Origin of the sequence: Pantoea sp. Lij88 (genome assembly GCF_030062155.1) — a bacterium.
Classification (GTDB): domain Bacteria; phylum Pseudomonadota; class Gammaproteobacteria; order Enterobacterales; family Enterobacteriaceae; genus Pantoea.
Genome location: NZ_CP118269.1, coordinates 2,943,592 through 2,957,057, shown reverse-complemented (window position 1 = coordinate 2,957,057; position 13,466 = coordinate 2,943,592). Strand labels below are relative to the sequence as shown.

General features: G+C 58.2%; 13 protein-coding genes. 10 read left to right on the top strand and 3 right to left on the bottom strand.

Annotated elements, in window-relative coordinates:
- The first annotated feature begins 278 nt into the window (after positions 1 to 278).
- The 5 genes from PU624_RS17680 (at position 279) to PU624_RS17660 (ending at position 4,001) form a co-directional block, all read left to right on the top strand.
- Positions 279 to 1,643, top strand: a complete 1,365-nt coding sequence (locus tag PU624_RS17680; RefSeq protein ID WP_283546019.1) for a cytochrome ubiquinol oxidase subunit I — start codon at positions 279 to 281, stop codon at positions 1,641 to 1,643.
- 9 nt (positions 1,644 to 1,652) lie between these two features.
- On the top strand, positions 1,653 to 2,588 hold the full coding sequence (locus PU624_RS17675; RefSeq protein ID WP_283546018.1) for a cytochrome d ubiquinol oxidase subunit II: 936 nt from the start codon (positions 1,653 to 1,655) through the stop codon (positions 2,586 to 2,588).
- A gap of 56 nt (positions 2,589 to 2,644) precedes the next feature.
- Positions 2,645 to 3,154 carry a hypothetical protein gene (locus PU624_RS17670; protein WP_283546017.1) on the top strand — a complete coding sequence of 170 codons (510 nt, stop codon included), beginning with the start codon at positions 2,645 to 2,647 and terminating at the stop codon, positions 3,152 to 3,154.
- A 12-nt stretch (positions 3,155 to 3,166) separates the two neighbouring features.
- The gene (locus tag PU624_RS17665; RefSeq protein WP_283546016.1) at positions 3,167 to 3,616 is read left to right on the top strand and encodes a DUF421 domain-containing protein; all 450 of its coding nucleotides are present in this window, start codon (positions 3,167 to 3,169) and stop codon (positions 3,614 to 3,616) included.
- 151 nt (positions 3,617 to 3,767) lie between these two features.
- Positions 3,768 to 4,001 carry a BssS family protein gene (locus PU624_RS17660; protein ID WP_283546015.1) on the top strand — a complete coding sequence of 78 codons (234 nt, stop codon included), beginning with the start codon at positions 3,768 to 3,770 and terminating at the stop codon, positions 3,999 to 4,001.
- 22 nt (positions 4,002 to 4,023) lie between these two features.
- Here PU624_RS17660 and PU624_RS17655 read toward each other — a convergent pair whose 3' ends face one another.
- On the bottom strand, positions 4,024 to 4,917 hold the full coding sequence (locus PU624_RS17655) for a lipid kinase (RefSeq protein ID WP_283546014.1): 894 nt from the start codon (positions 4,915 to 4,917) through the stop codon (positions 4,024 to 4,026).
- A gap of 170 nt (positions 4,918 to 5,087) precedes the next feature.
- On the opposite strand from PU624_RS17655, the gene PU624_RS17650 reads away from it, so the two are divergent.
- The 3 genes from PU624_RS17650 to PU624_RS17640 all read left to right on the top strand — a co-directional run bounded on the left by PU624_RS17650 (position 5,088) and on the right by PU624_RS17640 (position 6,253).
- On the top strand, positions 5,088 to 5,360 hold the full coding sequence (locus PU624_RS17650; protein ID WP_283546013.1) for a cupin domain-containing protein: 273 nt from the start codon (positions 5,088 to 5,090) through the stop codon (positions 5,358 to 5,360).
- 11 nt (positions 5,361 to 5,371) lie between these two features.
- Positions 5,372 to 5,797: a DUF4186 domain-containing protein gene (locus tag PU624_RS17645; RefSeq protein ID WP_283546012.1), complete on the top strand. Its 426-nt coding sequence runs from the start codon at positions 5,372 to 5,374 to the stop codon at positions 5,795 to 5,797.
- A 138-nt stretch (positions 5,798 to 5,935) separates the two neighbouring features.
- Entirely contained in the window at positions 5,936 to 6,253 is a 318-nt protein-coding gene (locus PU624_RS17640) for a KPN_00521 family repetitive protein (protein WP_283546011.1), read from the top strand.
- 225 nt (positions 6,254 to 6,478) lie between these two features.
- On the opposite strand, the gene PU624_RS17635 is transcribed toward PU624_RS17640, so the two are convergent.
- A complete protein-coding gene (locus PU624_RS17635) occupies positions 6,479 to 7,702 on the bottom strand; it encodes an AI-2E family transporter (protein ID WP_283546010.1) in 1,224 nt (407 codons plus the stop codon).
- Between the two features lie 353 nt (positions 7,703 to 8,055).
- On the opposite strand from PU624_RS17635, the gene PU624_RS17630 reads away from it, so the two are divergent.
- Positions 8,056 to 8,385, top strand: a complete 330-nt coding sequence (locus PU624_RS17630; RefSeq protein ID WP_283546009.1) for a hypothetical protein — start codon at positions 8,056 to 8,058, stop codon at positions 8,383 to 8,385.
- Between the two features lie 14 nt (positions 8,386 to 8,399).
- On the opposite strand, the gene PU624_RS17625 is transcribed toward PU624_RS17630, so the two are convergent.
- Positions 8,400 to 12,158 (bottom strand): FAD-dependent oxidoreductase, encoded by a 3,759-nt coding sequence (locus PU624_RS17625; RefSeq protein WP_283546008.1) that lies wholly within the window; start codon positions 12,156 to 12,158, stop codon positions 8,400 to 8,402.
- A gap of 604 nt (positions 12,159 to 12,762) precedes the next feature.
- On the opposite strand from PU624_RS17625, the gene PU624_RS17620 reads away from it, so the two are divergent.
- A complete protein-coding gene (locus PU624_RS17620; protein ID WP_283546007.1) occupies positions 12,763 to 13,455 on the top strand; it encodes a YetF domain-containing protein in 693 nt (230 codons plus the stop codon).
- Positions 13,456 to 13,466 lie beyond the last annotated feature (11 nt).

The window sequence follows — 13,466 nt, the reverse complement described above, 5'->3', positions numbered from 1 at the left end:
GAGCAGCCTGCGATAATAATCTCTTTTACCTCTCTTCATCCTGTAACGATAAAATCATTTTCGTGATCGTCGTTATTACGCAGGCACGGCTGCTGGCCGATTTTTTATTTCTTCACTACGATGATCAGATAACGTCACAGATAAACGCCCTGCTGACGAAATAAACCTGATGCTATGACGTGCAGCCCGAACAGCCTCTGTCCTGGTGAAATCCGCAGAGATTTCGTTGAAAGAACGATGGGCTGTTGCGTGTCTGAGATTCCGGGAAAAAAACCATCGTGAATGACAGCGACTGGATTCTGACGATCGCCCGAACGCAGTTTGCGCTCACCATGGGCATGCATATTACGCTGGCGGCGCTGACGCTGGGACTGGCACCGTTTCTGGTCTGGTTTGAGGCCCGCTGGCTGTGGGGTAAACAGCAGGCCGCCCGGGATGCACTGCACTTCTGGCTGAACATTTTTTCCCTGACGGTGGCGATTGGTGCCGCGTCGGGCGTGGTGATGGAGTTTCAGTTTGGTACGCACTGGGCGCGCTTTTCGCATCAGGTCGGCGGCGTCATTGGCCCCTTAATGTTTTATGAGGTGCTGGTCGCCTTTTTCCTTGAATCGGCCCTGACCGGCGTGATGCTGTTTGGCTTCAATAAAATCCGGCCTGGCGTGCATTTCGCGGTGACCTGTCTGGTGGCGCTCGGAGCGCTGCTGAGTGCGTTCTGGATTCTGGCCGCCAATTCCTGGATGCAGACGCCGGTCGGTTTCACCCGCGATCAGAACGGGGTCTTTCTGGCTGAAAGCTGGCAGTCGATTTTGCTGGCCCCCTCCTTTCCGTGGCGCTTCAGCCATATGGTGGTGGGGTCGCTGATCGCCGTGGCGGTGCTGATCACGGGCGTCGCGGCCTGGCGGCTGCGTCATTTCAGCGGGGAGTCCGCTTCGCGCCTGATGCTCAGCAGCGCGCTGACCTTTCTGCTGTTTGCCGTTCCGCTGCAGATCGTACTGGGCGATCTGCACGGTGAAAACACCCGCGACTATCAGCCTGCCAAACTGGCTGCGATGGAAGGCAGCTGGCATCAACCCGCGCAGGGTGAGGGCGAACCGTTGCGACTGTTTGCGCTACCGGACCAGCAGGCGCAGCGGAACCATCTGGAGGTCAGCCTGCCCCGAATCGGTTCGCTCTATCTGCGGCACAATCTGTCCGGCCACATCAAAAGCCTGAGCGAATTTCCTGCGGATGCGATCCCCCCGGTGTTACCGGTCTTTTTCGCTTTTCGCCTGATGGTGGGACTGGGGCTGATCCTCCTGCTGACGACGCTGGCGGCTAATCTGCAGCGCTGGCGAGGACAGCTGGCGGAGTCAGGGCGCTTGCTGCGCTGGCTGACATGGCTCTCACCGGCAGGCTTTATCGCACTGCTGTCAGGCTGGGTGGTGACCGAAGTCGGACGTCAGCCGTGGACGGTATACGGCATGTTACGCACCGCACAGAGCGTGTCACCGCTGTCTCTCAGCACCACGCTGGGCATTTTCGTGGCCGTGCTGCTGATCTACGCGCTGGTCTTCGCCCTCGGCTTACGCTATCTGCTGCGCCGGGTGAAGGGTGAACTGCCGTCGGGACAACCGGTGGTGATAGCGCTCAAAACGCCAGATTAGGAGTCTGTGATGGCCGATCTCTCAGCGCTGATTATCTGTCTCTCTCTGCTGCTCTACCTGCTGCTGGATGGCACGGACCTGGGCGTAGGGATGCTGTTTTGCTGGTTTCACGATGATGAACAGCGGGAGCTGATGACGCACAGCATTCTGCCGGTCTGGGACGCGAATGAGACCTGGCTGGTACTGGCGGCGGGCGGACTGCTGGCGCTGTTTCCGCCGGTCTATGCGCTGCTGTTCAGTAAGTTAAGTATGCCGCTGTTCGCCATGCTGCTGGCGCTGCTGGTGCGGGCGATGGCACTGGAATATCGCGCCCAGAGTTCCGCCCGGCTGCGTCCCTGGCTGGATCGCGTCATGGCTTGCAGTTCGGCGCTGGCGACCTTTATTCAGGGCTGGTGCGCCGGGATGATCATCAGCGCCCAGCCGCAAACCGGCCTGCCGGATGGCCTGAGCCTGGTGCCGCTGGTCAGCGGCGCGGGGCTGATGGCGATCAATTCGCTGCTGGCCTGCTGCTGGATCGGCTGGCGCATAGGCGACCGGGTTCATCCGCTGGCGTCGGCACAGAGCTGGTTGTGGTGGCTGCTGGCGCTGCTAATCTTTCTCGTCGAGTGCTACCTCAATGCCGACCTCTGGCAGCAAAGCTGGCAGCGGCCGCTGGGTAAAGTTGTGGCGGGGGCGGTAGTGATGCTCTGGATCGCCCTGCCTCTGGCTTTGTTGCGAGCCGGGCCGCTGTTGCAGCTTATCCTGACGCTGATGCTGATCGGCGCAGTGTTTACTGGCCTGCTGTGCGGTCTCTATCCCTGGCTGGTGCCGCACCTGTTCACGCTCAGTGACAGCGCATCATCGCCGGTCACCCAGCGCTTTGTGCTGGTGGGGGCAGCGATTGCCATGCCGCTGACGCTGCTCTATCACAGCTGGTCGTTCTGGGTTGAGCGCCGGGCTAAATAACGTCTGTACACACTGCTTCAGGCAGCAATGCTGTGCTGAAAGGAGAGAATTAAAGAGTGAAAAAAGATCACACAGTGAGTCGGGATAGCCCGATAAAAGAGGACCTTCGCTGGGTACGCCGCGAATGGCGGATTCAGCGGGCAGGGGAGTATCTGTTGATTCTGCTGGTGGTACTGGGCGCGTGCGGACTCTTTTCTAAAGGCTTTCTGAGCGACAGCCGCGCCCGTTCGCCGGACGGCACAATCCAGGTTGAGTATGAGCGGTTTGGCCGGGTCGAGAGCAACATGGATATGCGCATTCGCTACAACGCGCCGACAGGCGATCGTTTCAGCATCACGATTGGCGGGGGCGCACTGGATAACCTGCAAATCCAGACTCTGCAGCCTCAGCCGCTGGAGGCGGTGACGACGGGCAGCGATCTGCGGCTGACTTTCTCCGCCCGCGACACCGGCCCGGATCACGCCATCTGGCTCGGCCTGCAGCCCCGCAATGCGGGCCGCATTCACGTCACTGTTCACGGCGGCGATCATGCTCCGGCCCGGTTTACCCAATGGATCTATCCCTGACAGAGGCGTGCTATGGAAACGGTATTACGAGCGGCAGCCATTTATCTGGTGCTGATGGTGGTGTTCAAAATTGCCGGCAGACGCACCCTGTTGCAGATGACCTCTTTCGATCTGATTCTGCTGCTGATCATCAGTGAAGCGACCCAGCAGGCGCTACTGGGCGACGATTTTTCGGTGACCGGCGCGGCGCTGACCATTATCACGCTGGTCACCATTGATATCGTGCTGGGCAAGCTGAAAAGTCGCTTTCCGGTGGTGGAACAGGCGATCGATGGCGGCCCGGTGATCCTGGTGGAGAATGGTAATCTGCTGATGGATCGCCTGAAGATGACCGGCATCAGTCCTGACGATGTGCTGGAAGCGGCGCGATCCGGGCCGGGGCTGGAGCGGTTCGATCAGATTAAATATGCGGTGCTGGAGGTCAACGGGCATATCTCCATCATTCCCCGCGCGGAAAAGTAGCGGCATCACGCCGCGCCGTTCACCGGGCGTGAGTGCTGTCGCTATGCTTGTGATTCCAGGGATATGCGCCAGGCTTATTAATACACCCATGTTTTATTATCAGAGCTGGCCTGACACTCAATCAGCGTTATGCTTCAAAGTCAGGTTTAAAGTGAATGAATTTACCCGTTTTACCTTCTATCCGGTCACCGGCTGGCACATCGGCCCCTTAAGCGATCATCGAGCGCTGGTGCTGCAGTTCGGCTACCTCGATCCCACAGCCTCACGCGAACACCCCCCGCAGGAGACGCTCTTTTTCGGCCTGACGATTGAGATGGCGAAAGAGCTGGTCAGCAACCTTTCCGATCAGATCGATTACGTCGAGAAGAATGGCGCTAAGCATTGATTCTGCGGCTATCTCCCTGTTATCAGACTGACGTATCGGCGGGCGCATACACCCGCAGCGCACGGGCGATCAGCCGGAAATGCGCGGGCGTCTGACCGATTATTTCGCCGTCTGCATTGATGTAGTGGGGACGACGCGTCTCAATGGTCAGTTCCGTGGTGCTGAATGCCCGCACGTTGCGCCAGCGGCCATGTGTGCCGCGCCGCAGAAAGGGCAGTAGCGCAATAAGCTGCCAGCTCTGTTTTAACTCCAGGCTGTAGACATCGAGCAAGCCATCGTCCGGGGCTGCGCGCTGTTCTACCGTCATGCCGCCACCGTAAAAGCGTCCGTTGCCCACCGACACCTGCACCGTTTTAACCGGCGTCCGCTGGCCCTGATGTATCAGCGTGGCGCTGAACGGACGGCTCTGTCGCAGCAGCCGCAACGCCGCCAGGGCGTAACCGCCCACACCCCAGCGTTTTTTCGATTCCGCCGTGAGGTTACGCGCCAGCTCTGCCGAAAAGCCGATGCTGGAGACGTTCAGAAACAGGTGCTGATTCACTTCACCCAGATCCACGGCGCGCAACTGTCCGTCTGCGATTATCTTCACCGCCTGTTCCAGCGTGGCGGGAATGCCCAGCGTCCGGGCAAAATCGTTGGCGGTGCCCAGCGGTAAAATCCCCAGCGGCAGACCGGTCTGCATCAGTCCCGGCGCGGCCGCATTGAGCGTGCCGTCGCCACCACCGACGATCACCGCATCAACGCGACCGGCATACGCCTTGATCAGTTCGCTGTAGCTGCGGGTCTCATCTTCCTCCGGTTGCAGCAGGACGAATCCGGCCTGAGCCAGCAGCATCTGCGCCCGGCTGGCTTCAGTGCGGCCTTTGCGGGAGCGCTGATTAATCAGCAGCAGGGCGGTTCTCTCATGGTGAGACATACTTTTGCGTCATCCTGATGTCAAAATGGGGGAACGGGACGGTAAGTACAGCATCGGCCTGAGCGGTGGACAACGCTGCTTGCGCTACTTTACGTAAGGGATTGCGTGCCATAGAGGGCGATAAAGATCGTCTACACTGCTTAGGATCAGTTCCACATTGAGGAGTTGCAATGACCGAACACGAATTCAGAAAATTGTTAGCCGAACAGGGTTTTGACGAACCGTTGCTGATTGAGCGTGAAGCGTCAGCCGAGCTTGATAATCACGTTCATCCCTTTGAAGCGCTGGCACTGATTCTCAGTGGGGACATCACCATCAGTACCGAACAGGGCGACACCACCTATCATCCGGGTGAGACATTTCACCTGCAGCCGAATGAACTGCATCGCGAGGCGTTCGGCGCGCAGGGCGTCAGTTATCTGGCGGGACGTAAATATGAGTGACTGGCATCAGTATGAAAGTGTCTGACGATCTCTTTACCCGGCTGGCACGTTCGCCATTCCGCCAGCGCTTCCGTCTGGGACGCGCTGAGTATGATTATGCGAACAGCAAAGGCGAACCGGTGCTGCGGCAGCACGCCGCAGAGTTTGTGGCACAGCGGCTGGCACCTGCCCAGCCTGAGAATGATGGCAAACAGACTCCGATGCGTGGTCATCCGGTGTTTATCGCCCAGCACGCCACCGCGACCTGCTGTCGTGGCTGCCTGAGCAAGTGGCACAACATCGGTCAGCATCAGCCGCTGAGTGCTGAGCAGCAGGCGTATGTGGTGACGGTGTTACTGGCGTGGATCACCCGGCAGATGCAGCAGCCTGCGCCACCGGTTCGCGTGAGCCGAAGTCAGCCGAAACCGGACGAGGATCCACAGCTGGCGCTCTGGTAGTGGATGAAAAATCTACAATCAGAGTCTTTTTCTGGTGAAAACTGGCCCTTTTTCATTCCTGGTTTATTCTTAAATCTTTCCTGGGAAGGTTATGCCAGGATTTAAACCTACACGGCAACGATGAATACAGAGGGAATTATGAAGAAATCAATTATTGCACTGTCTGCTATTTTGCTGGCCTCGCCAGTATTTGCTGCTACCACCACAGACAACACCGTAGCGGAAGCGCATAAAGGCGCTGATACTGCGAAAGAAAAACTGCACCAGACCCAGAATGAAGGCAAAGAGCTGAAGCTGAAGTCTGAGCACGCCGCTGAAGGCAAGAGCCACACCACCGGTAGCAAAATCACCGAGGGGACTCAGAAGGGCTGGCACAAAACCAAAGAAGGCACTGAGAAAGGCTGGGATAAAACCAAGCAGGGTGCTGAAGAGCTGAAAAACAAAGCGACCAACTAAGACGCTGGTTTTCAGGTTAAAAAAGAACCCACCGAAAGGTGGGTTTTTTTATGGGTAATAAAGCTGACTCACAATGCCTCTGGCAGCAACGCATAAACGCAATGCGCAGGGAATACGGTCAGAAAAGGAAAGCGTCCCGTGCCATGGCGTCTTTCCGATCTGACCGTGTTTCCTGAGCAGGCCTCGCGCTCACCGCGACACGAGTCTGCGTTTGCCTGAAACGGATTACGCTTTCTTTTCCGCAGTCTCTTTCTTCAGTGCTAAGGCTTTCGTCTCAGCCTCTGCAGCCTCTGCAGCCGCTTCGGCGGAGGCCGCTGCTGCTTCAGCCGCGGCTTCTGCGGCAGTATCAGACTGTTTCTTACCATCTTCGATAAACTCTTCGTCGATGGCTTCGATGTTCTCGCGGTTATCGCGACCGGAGAGCAGATTCCAGCAGGCGATAAACAGCGCGGCAATCACCGGGCCAATAACAAAACCGTTGATGCCGTAGATTTCCATGCCGCCCAGCGTGGCGATCAGGATCATATAGTCAGGCATTTTGGTGTCTTTGCCGACCAGCAGCGGACGCAGGATGTTATCCACCAGACCGACAATCACCACGAAGAAACCGACCAGGAACAGCCCTTTCCACAGCGCGCCGGTGGCGAAGAAGAAGATCGCCGCAGGTACCCAGATGATGGCGGAACCGACTGCCGGAATCAGGGAGAGGAAGGCCATCAGTGCGCCCCACAGCAGACTGCCGTCGATACCGGTAAACCAGAAGGCCAGCCCGCCGAGAATACCCTGAACAATACCGACCACCACCGTGCCCTTCACCGTTGCGCGCGCCACGGCAGCAAACTTCACCATCAGGTGATGCTTCACGTAGGTTGAGAGCGGCAGGGCTTCCAGAATCAGATGCACCAGATAGGAACCATCTTTCAGCAGGAAGAACAGCAGATAGAGCATGATGCCAAAGCCAACGGTGAAGCTGAACGTTCCTTTACCGATGATAAAGGCGCTGCCCGCGACATACTGGCCGCCCTTAAGGGCAAACGAAGAGAGCTTCTGCTGAATCTGTTCGGCATTATCCAGATTGTTTTCGCTCAGGAAATGCTTCGCCCAGCGCGGCAGATGCTGCAGCAGGTCGGCGAACACGGCCGGGAACTGCGACGAGTTGGTCTGCAGCTTGTGATAGACCGCGTTGGTTTCAACCACCAGCGACGAGGCGATAATGGCCAGCGGCGTAAACACAATCAGGCAGATACAGAGCAGGGTAATTAATGCAGCCACGCCATTGCGGTCGCCCAGTCGGGTGCGCAGGTATGTCTTCAGCGGATGGAAAATCACCGCCAGAATCGCTGCCCACAAGATCGACGAGAAATAGGGCGAAAGCACGTCAAAAAAAGCGACGGTGGCGATAGCCAGAATCAAAATGAAAAACCCGATGTTCAATCCTTTAAAACGCATGGAAAAACCTCATCTGGAACAAACTCTGATAAACCCGACGCGCAAAATTTTCGGTGTCTGGCTTCGCTTATGCGAATGCCCCGACACGCATTAACGCTCAGGCTGTGCTCTTCAGACGCTGCGGTTCGCAACGTCATACTGGCTAACGGGTTGAAAGATTTGGCAGAAATGATGAACGGATAATGTGCGTTCTCTGCGTGACTTCCGGTCGGTAACAGGCTGCTTCTGACTGCAGCGCGCTGGATCCTACATTAGCGTAGCGGTTTCGACCATTATTGGTAGGTCAGAGACTCATGTTCCTGGTGTATGCTGCCGATAACCCTTTTAAGTGAGCAAAAAACAGGCAATGAAAAATGAGTAAACAGAGATTCTTCGTGGTGCTGCTGGCGCTGGTATTGACCGGCTGCGCCACCAAGCAGTATCCACAGGCGGCGGCAGTCACGCCGGAAGAGACCGCGACGCTGAACTGCAGCGCACTGGACCAGGAACTGGTCAAAGCGCATAGCGTGCAGAGTGATATCGATCAGACCGGCCAGTTCGATGCACTGACCGTGCTGGGCTTTGTCGGGGATTTCGGGCTGGGTAATGGCATTGCGAAATACAATGCCACCCGGAAAGCGGAAAAACGTGTCACTGAACTGCAATCGCTGAAAGCCGCGAAGTGCAGCCAGCAACTGTCATAGCGGGTAGCGTCTCGTCAGCCCACGGTTTCTGCGCTGACATGCTGCAGCCGGACATTTTCAGCGGCGCGTTTACCGGCCAGGAAGGCGTGATCCGAGTTGTAATACTCCCACTCGCTGTAGCGACCCGACAGATGAATATCCTGGGTCAGCAGCCACTGACGGATCAGCGCCACGTTATCGCTGCGTGCATGGTCATAGACCACGTAGGCATAAGGCATATCGACCTCCGAGGAGCAGAGCAGCGGATCGTCCTCGGTGATCATGCCGACCCGGATGCAATCCTGACGGCAGCGCTCAATCAGCGCATCACCCTCCAGCGGCAGCGGATTGGCTGCGTTGTAGGTGATTTCGCAGGTTAAGCCGAAACCGCCCGGCGGGTTGCAGTGCGGACTGGCATTGCCCTGCACAAAGATACGGTGGAACAGCGTATCGCCAGGATAGTAAATCCAGTGCTTTTCGGTCAGGTCAGCCCGGCCAATCCCCAGATTCACGCAGCGCACCGAGACAAACTGCAGCTGCTGTGCCGCCTGTTGCACATTTTCCGGCACCTCGTCACCCATCAGTTTAATCAGCTCCGGCAGCGGCATCGTGCTAATCAACTGCTCATAACGGTAGTGGCGACCATCCGCCAGCAGCGCCACATGCGCTTGCGGATAGATGCGGGTCAGCGTTGTATCCGTTTCCAGCGTACATTTCAGGTGCGGCAAAAAGCCGGACATCAGGGCCTGGAAACCACCGCGCAGCGGATAGCCGAATCGGGCGTTGGGGCCGACCGGTTTCGCCAGCGGTTGCAGCGCGCCATCAATGATCTGCGACAGATCGGGCAGCGGGACGCGTCCGCCCAGCCACGACGTTTCCATATCGGTTAATGGCACTTTCCACAGTTTCTGGTTGTAGGGCAGGGCGAAGTGACGCGCGATGCCTTTACCCCAGGTGCGCATAATGAAGTGCTGGAAATCCTCTTCTCCTTCCACGCTGCCGCTGCTGCTGCCCTCATCGGGGATTGCGCCATCCGCACAGCAATCCCGTCGCGCCCGTGCCCGATCCAGCGGCACGGCGGCCACGGCCGTTTCGCCATAACGCGCCTCGATAGCGCCCAGCACGCACTCTTTCACCACCTCGACCGGCAAGCCGTGCAGCGCAGACTGGAACGGATAGCGGGTATAGACGCCGTCGCTGTAGACCCAGGCTTCACGCGCCTGCCAGTGCAGATTATCGCCCAGCAGCATTTCATAGAGCTGCAACACGTACGGGTCCTGCGAGAACATAATGTGACCGGCATAATCGAAGGTGAACCCCTGATCGTCAATCGAGCGGCACCAGCCGCCTGGGGTGCCATTTTTCTCCAGCAGCACCGCGCCTTCGCCATAGTGATAACCGGCGCTCAGGCCGGTGGGACCGGCGCCGATAATCAGGCAGGGTACGGCGTCGCTCTCCAGCATGGCCGGGGTTAACGGTGTGACGTTAGCCTGCGCGCGGGTCTGGCTGGCTGACGTGAGTGCAGGCTGACGCTGCGTCAGTGCCTGCTGGATCAGTCCGTGAATCTGCTCTGCGGTGCGATCCCAGGAGGTGGCATCCACTTTGGCCTGCATCCGTCCCGCCAGTGCCAGCCGTTCTGCGGCACCGATCGCCATTGCCTCTTCACAGGCGGCAATAAACGCTGCGTGAGTCTCTGTCACCGCCACTTCCTCGGCGTAGTGGCGTGCGACATCGATAATCGCGGTGCTGACAATCGGCAGCTGCGCCGCCATATACTCCAGCACCTTGGTTGGCGAGATGTAGCGGGTCGAGGCATTAATCGCAAACGGCATCAGACAGACATCCCAGCCCGCCAGGAACTGCGGCAGCGCCTGATAGGGCTGCTGGCCGAGCCAGTGAATGTTGTCGCGCTGCGGCAGGCTGGCGGGATCAATTTTCACCACCGGTCCGACCATAATGATCTGCCATTCAGGATGGCTGTCCGCCAGCGCCGCAATCAGTGGCAGATCGATGCGCTCATCCAGCACGCCGTAATAGCCCAGGCGCAGCGGCGGAATCGCCTCCTGCAGCGGATGACGATTAGTGCGATCGCGCGCCTGCTCAAAATGAATAGCATCGACGCTGCTGGGGAAGCAGTAAACCTGCGGATGTTTATCACGCTTCGCTTCATAGAGGCTGGAGCCGCCGGTAAAGACCAGATCGGCGCGGGTCATCAGCGCGGATTCGCGCTGCTGCAGCTGGCGCGGCGCATTCCGGAAGGCGGAAAGCTCGTCCATGCAGTCATAAATCACCAGGGAGGGATCAAACGGGGTCAGCAGCGGCAGCGCCATCGGCGTATAGAACCAGATCAGCGGCTGTTCATCTTCTTCCAGCAGTGGCGTCAGCAGCAGCTGCAGCGGGGCGATCTGGCTGTCGTGAAAACCGGGCGCGTCGCTGTCGGTGTGCGGCTGGATCACCGTGATGTTCGCGGCAGGCGAACTCTGATGCAGGCCCGGTGGCCCCGCCTGCCAGACCGGCTCCTCGACAAACAGCACGCGATAGTGCTGAGCCAGACGTGTCAGTAGCTGCTGCGGGCGCTGAAAAACAAATCCCCAGCGTAAATGGCTGAAAACGATGAGAACAGGTGGTTTCATGGTGTGCTCCTGACGTTGTTGTGGGGACTGGAGGTGCTGCAAAAAGCGCTGCGCCTGCTGTAAGGCGTCGGCATAAGGCTGCTGTAACTGGCGGGCGTACGGATCCGGCCCCAGCAGATCGAGATCCCACAAACCGCTGCGGGTCCAGAAAGTGGTCTCCTCCCATAAGGGACGATCGAGAATCGGATAGAGGCAGATGCCGAGCAGTTCAGCGCCTGCCAGCTGCGCCTGCGCCACCTGTGCGGCGATTTCACCGATCCAGGCGCCGCGTCCGCTGCCAACGTGGCTGGTTTCCGCCAGCAGCAGCGGCCGCTGATAACGCTGCCAGACCTGTTGCAGCATCTGATGCAGCGGCAGGCGGCGACTGTCGCCCAGATGCCAGTAAAGCCGCTGGTTCGTTCCCTGTTCCCACTGGTTGTCGTGGTAATAATTCACGCCAATCAGATCGAGATAGCGGGGGGCACCGCCCAGCTCCGGGTTACGCCTGCCGCTGAGCATGTCCCACGCCTGATACTGGGTGTCGCACATTTCACGCGCCAGCATGACGCTGGCCGGATCGGCGGGATCGGGCACGATATGGATCAGCGGATCGCAGTGCAGCAAGCGGGCGCGCGGATCGGCCTGCCAGATCGCATCACAGGCTGCCAGGGTGGCGCGCACCAGCTGCTGCTTGGCGGCATCCGCCCGATCGGACGCCGGGCTCATCTCACAGGCAAACAGCCCCACCGAAATACCCCAGCTGACAAAGGAGATCTCATTCATCGGGGAGTAAACCGGCGGCTGCGGATACCAGGGCGCCAGAAAGCGGGCCAGTGCGCCACAGAAGGCGGCGAAGCGGCTGACAAAGTCGTGATCAAACAGGCTGACGCCAGCGGGCCAGCCGTAGTGACAGATCGTCCAGCTTATCTGGATGCCCTGCTGCTCTGCGGCCTGCATCCGGGCAGCGACCGTCGAGAAGTCATAGCCGTCATCGCGTTCACATAAGCGCCAGCCGACGCTTTCGCGCACCGTGCAGATGGAAAAAGGGGCCAGCGCGGCATAGTCCTCATCTGCACGAGCCTGATGCTGGTTCAGATCGTTCATCGACAGCGCAAGGCCAGAAGGATTGATATGGTCGGCACCTTCGTAGCCGGCCTGCCAGAAACTGGTAAAGGGCGTCATGGCATCTCCCGGAAAAAAGCAAAACGCTTCCCGCTGACGAGCCGTTGTGAAACGGGTCAGGGCGTGACAGGTTTGCATTGCAGACTGGTCGATCCGACCACTCTGAACGGATAGGCGATCCTTGCCATAAGGCACAGACACTGAGGGACAGGCATCAGGTCCTGTGGTGGTCTTGACGAGTGAGATAGCAGGTATCAACGTGCGGCGCTATCGGCAGGAAAAGGCTGGCTTCTCTGACTGTTATCGGGTTTTGCGGAAGCCTTACTGGAAAGTATAGGTGTGGATGCGTTGTTGGCAAATCACTGAAGTAAAAAGAAAAAAGCGTAGCGGCAAAAACAAACCAGACAGGAACAGGAAGTTTTTAAGTTAAAGTTTACGATCCGAGTGATAAGCGCAGCGTGAACAGACTCCGGGCTATTTTCAGCTTTGTGAACCTTTTCCTCAACATGCAGAGCGGGCAGACTCACCCGCTTTCATGTTACTGCTTCGCTTGCCTTTTGGCGGGCTGGCGACAAGATTTACTTATCACTGGCCTGAATCTGCGGGCCATCATTGGGCGGCTGCGACGATGCGCGCCCCTTTAAAACAGGATGTTTAGCAGACTATGTTCTCATTCGACTGGCACCGTTTCTTACTCAACGATCAACCGGCCACCTTTTTATTTGAAGTGGTGGCGCGCGTCCTGATCGCTTATCTGGTGGTTTTTACCTTTCTGAAAGTCTCAGGACGACGCGGCGTGCGTCAGCTATCACTGTTCGAACTTGTGGTGATCCTGACGCTGGGTTCCGCGTCCGGTGACGTCACGTTTTACGATGATGTGCCGGTGCTGCCGGTCATTATGGTGTTTGTGGTCCTGCTGGCGCTCTACCGGTTCACGACCTGGCTGACGTCGCACAGCTCGCGCTTTTCACGGCTTATTCAGGGCGACGTGATCACGCTGATTAAAGACGGGTTGTATGTGCTGGAGAGTCTGGATCGGCTGAATATTTCCGAGGATGAGTTCTTTATGGAACTGCGCCAGAGCGGCGTGGAGCATCTGGGACAGATTCGACTGGCGCTGGTGGAGGTGGATGGCCAGCTCAGCCTCTATTTTTACGATGACGCTGAGATGCGCGCCGGGTTAAGCATTCTGCCGCCGGAGCACCGGCAGGATTACAGCACCGTGCCGGTCAGCGGGCTCTACGCCTGCACCCATTGCGGCCAGACGCAGAGGATAGAAGCGGAGCAGCAGGCCGTCTGTCCGCGCTGTCAGCGCCAGCGCTGGTCTGCGGCACTGAGCGTGCGTCGGCTGCACTGACGGCCTCAGCG

Excerpts from the sequence above, each read along its gene's own strand:
- PU624_RS17665 (WP_283546016.1), top strand. The coding sequence starts at position 3,167 with ATGGAAACGGTATTACGAGCGGCAGCCATTTATCTGGTGCTGATGGTG.
- PU624_RS17675 (WP_283546018.1), top strand. The coding sequence starts at position 1,653 with ATGGCCGATCTCTCAGCGCTGATTATCTGTCTCTCTCTGCTGCTCTAC.
- PU624_RS17655 (WP_283546014.1), bottom strand. The coding sequence starts at position 4,917 with ATGTCTCACCATGAGAGAACCGCCCTGCTGCTGATTAATCAGCGCTCC.
- PU624_RS17640 (WP_283546011.1), top strand. The coding sequence starts at position 5,936 with ATGAAGAAATCAATTATTGCACTGTCTGCTATTTTGCTGGCCTCGCCA.
- PU624_RS17625 (WP_283546008.1), bottom strand. The coding sequence starts at position 12,158 with ATGACGCCCTTTACCAGTTTCTGGCAGGCCGGCTACGAAGGTGCCGAC.
- PU624_RS17635 (WP_283546010.1), bottom strand. The coding sequence starts at position 7,702 with ATGCGTTTTAAAGGATTGAACATCGGGTTTTTCATTTTGATTCTGGCT.
- PU624_RS17650 (WP_283546013.1), top strand. The coding sequence starts at position 5,088 with ATGACCGAACACGAATTCAGAAAATTGTTAGCCGAACAGGGTTTTGAC.
- PU624_RS17630 (WP_283546009.1), top strand. The coding sequence starts at position 8,056 with ATGAGTAAACAGAGATTCTTCGTGGTGCTGCTGGCGCTGGTATTGACC.
- PU624_RS17620 (WP_283546007.1), top strand. The coding sequence starts at position 12,763 with ATGTTCTCATTCGACTGGCACCGTTTCTTACTCAACGATCAACCGGCC.
- PU624_RS17645 (WP_283546012.1), top strand. The coding sequence starts at position 5,372 with ATGAAAGTGTCTGACGATCTCTTTACCCGGCTGGCACGTTCGCCATTC.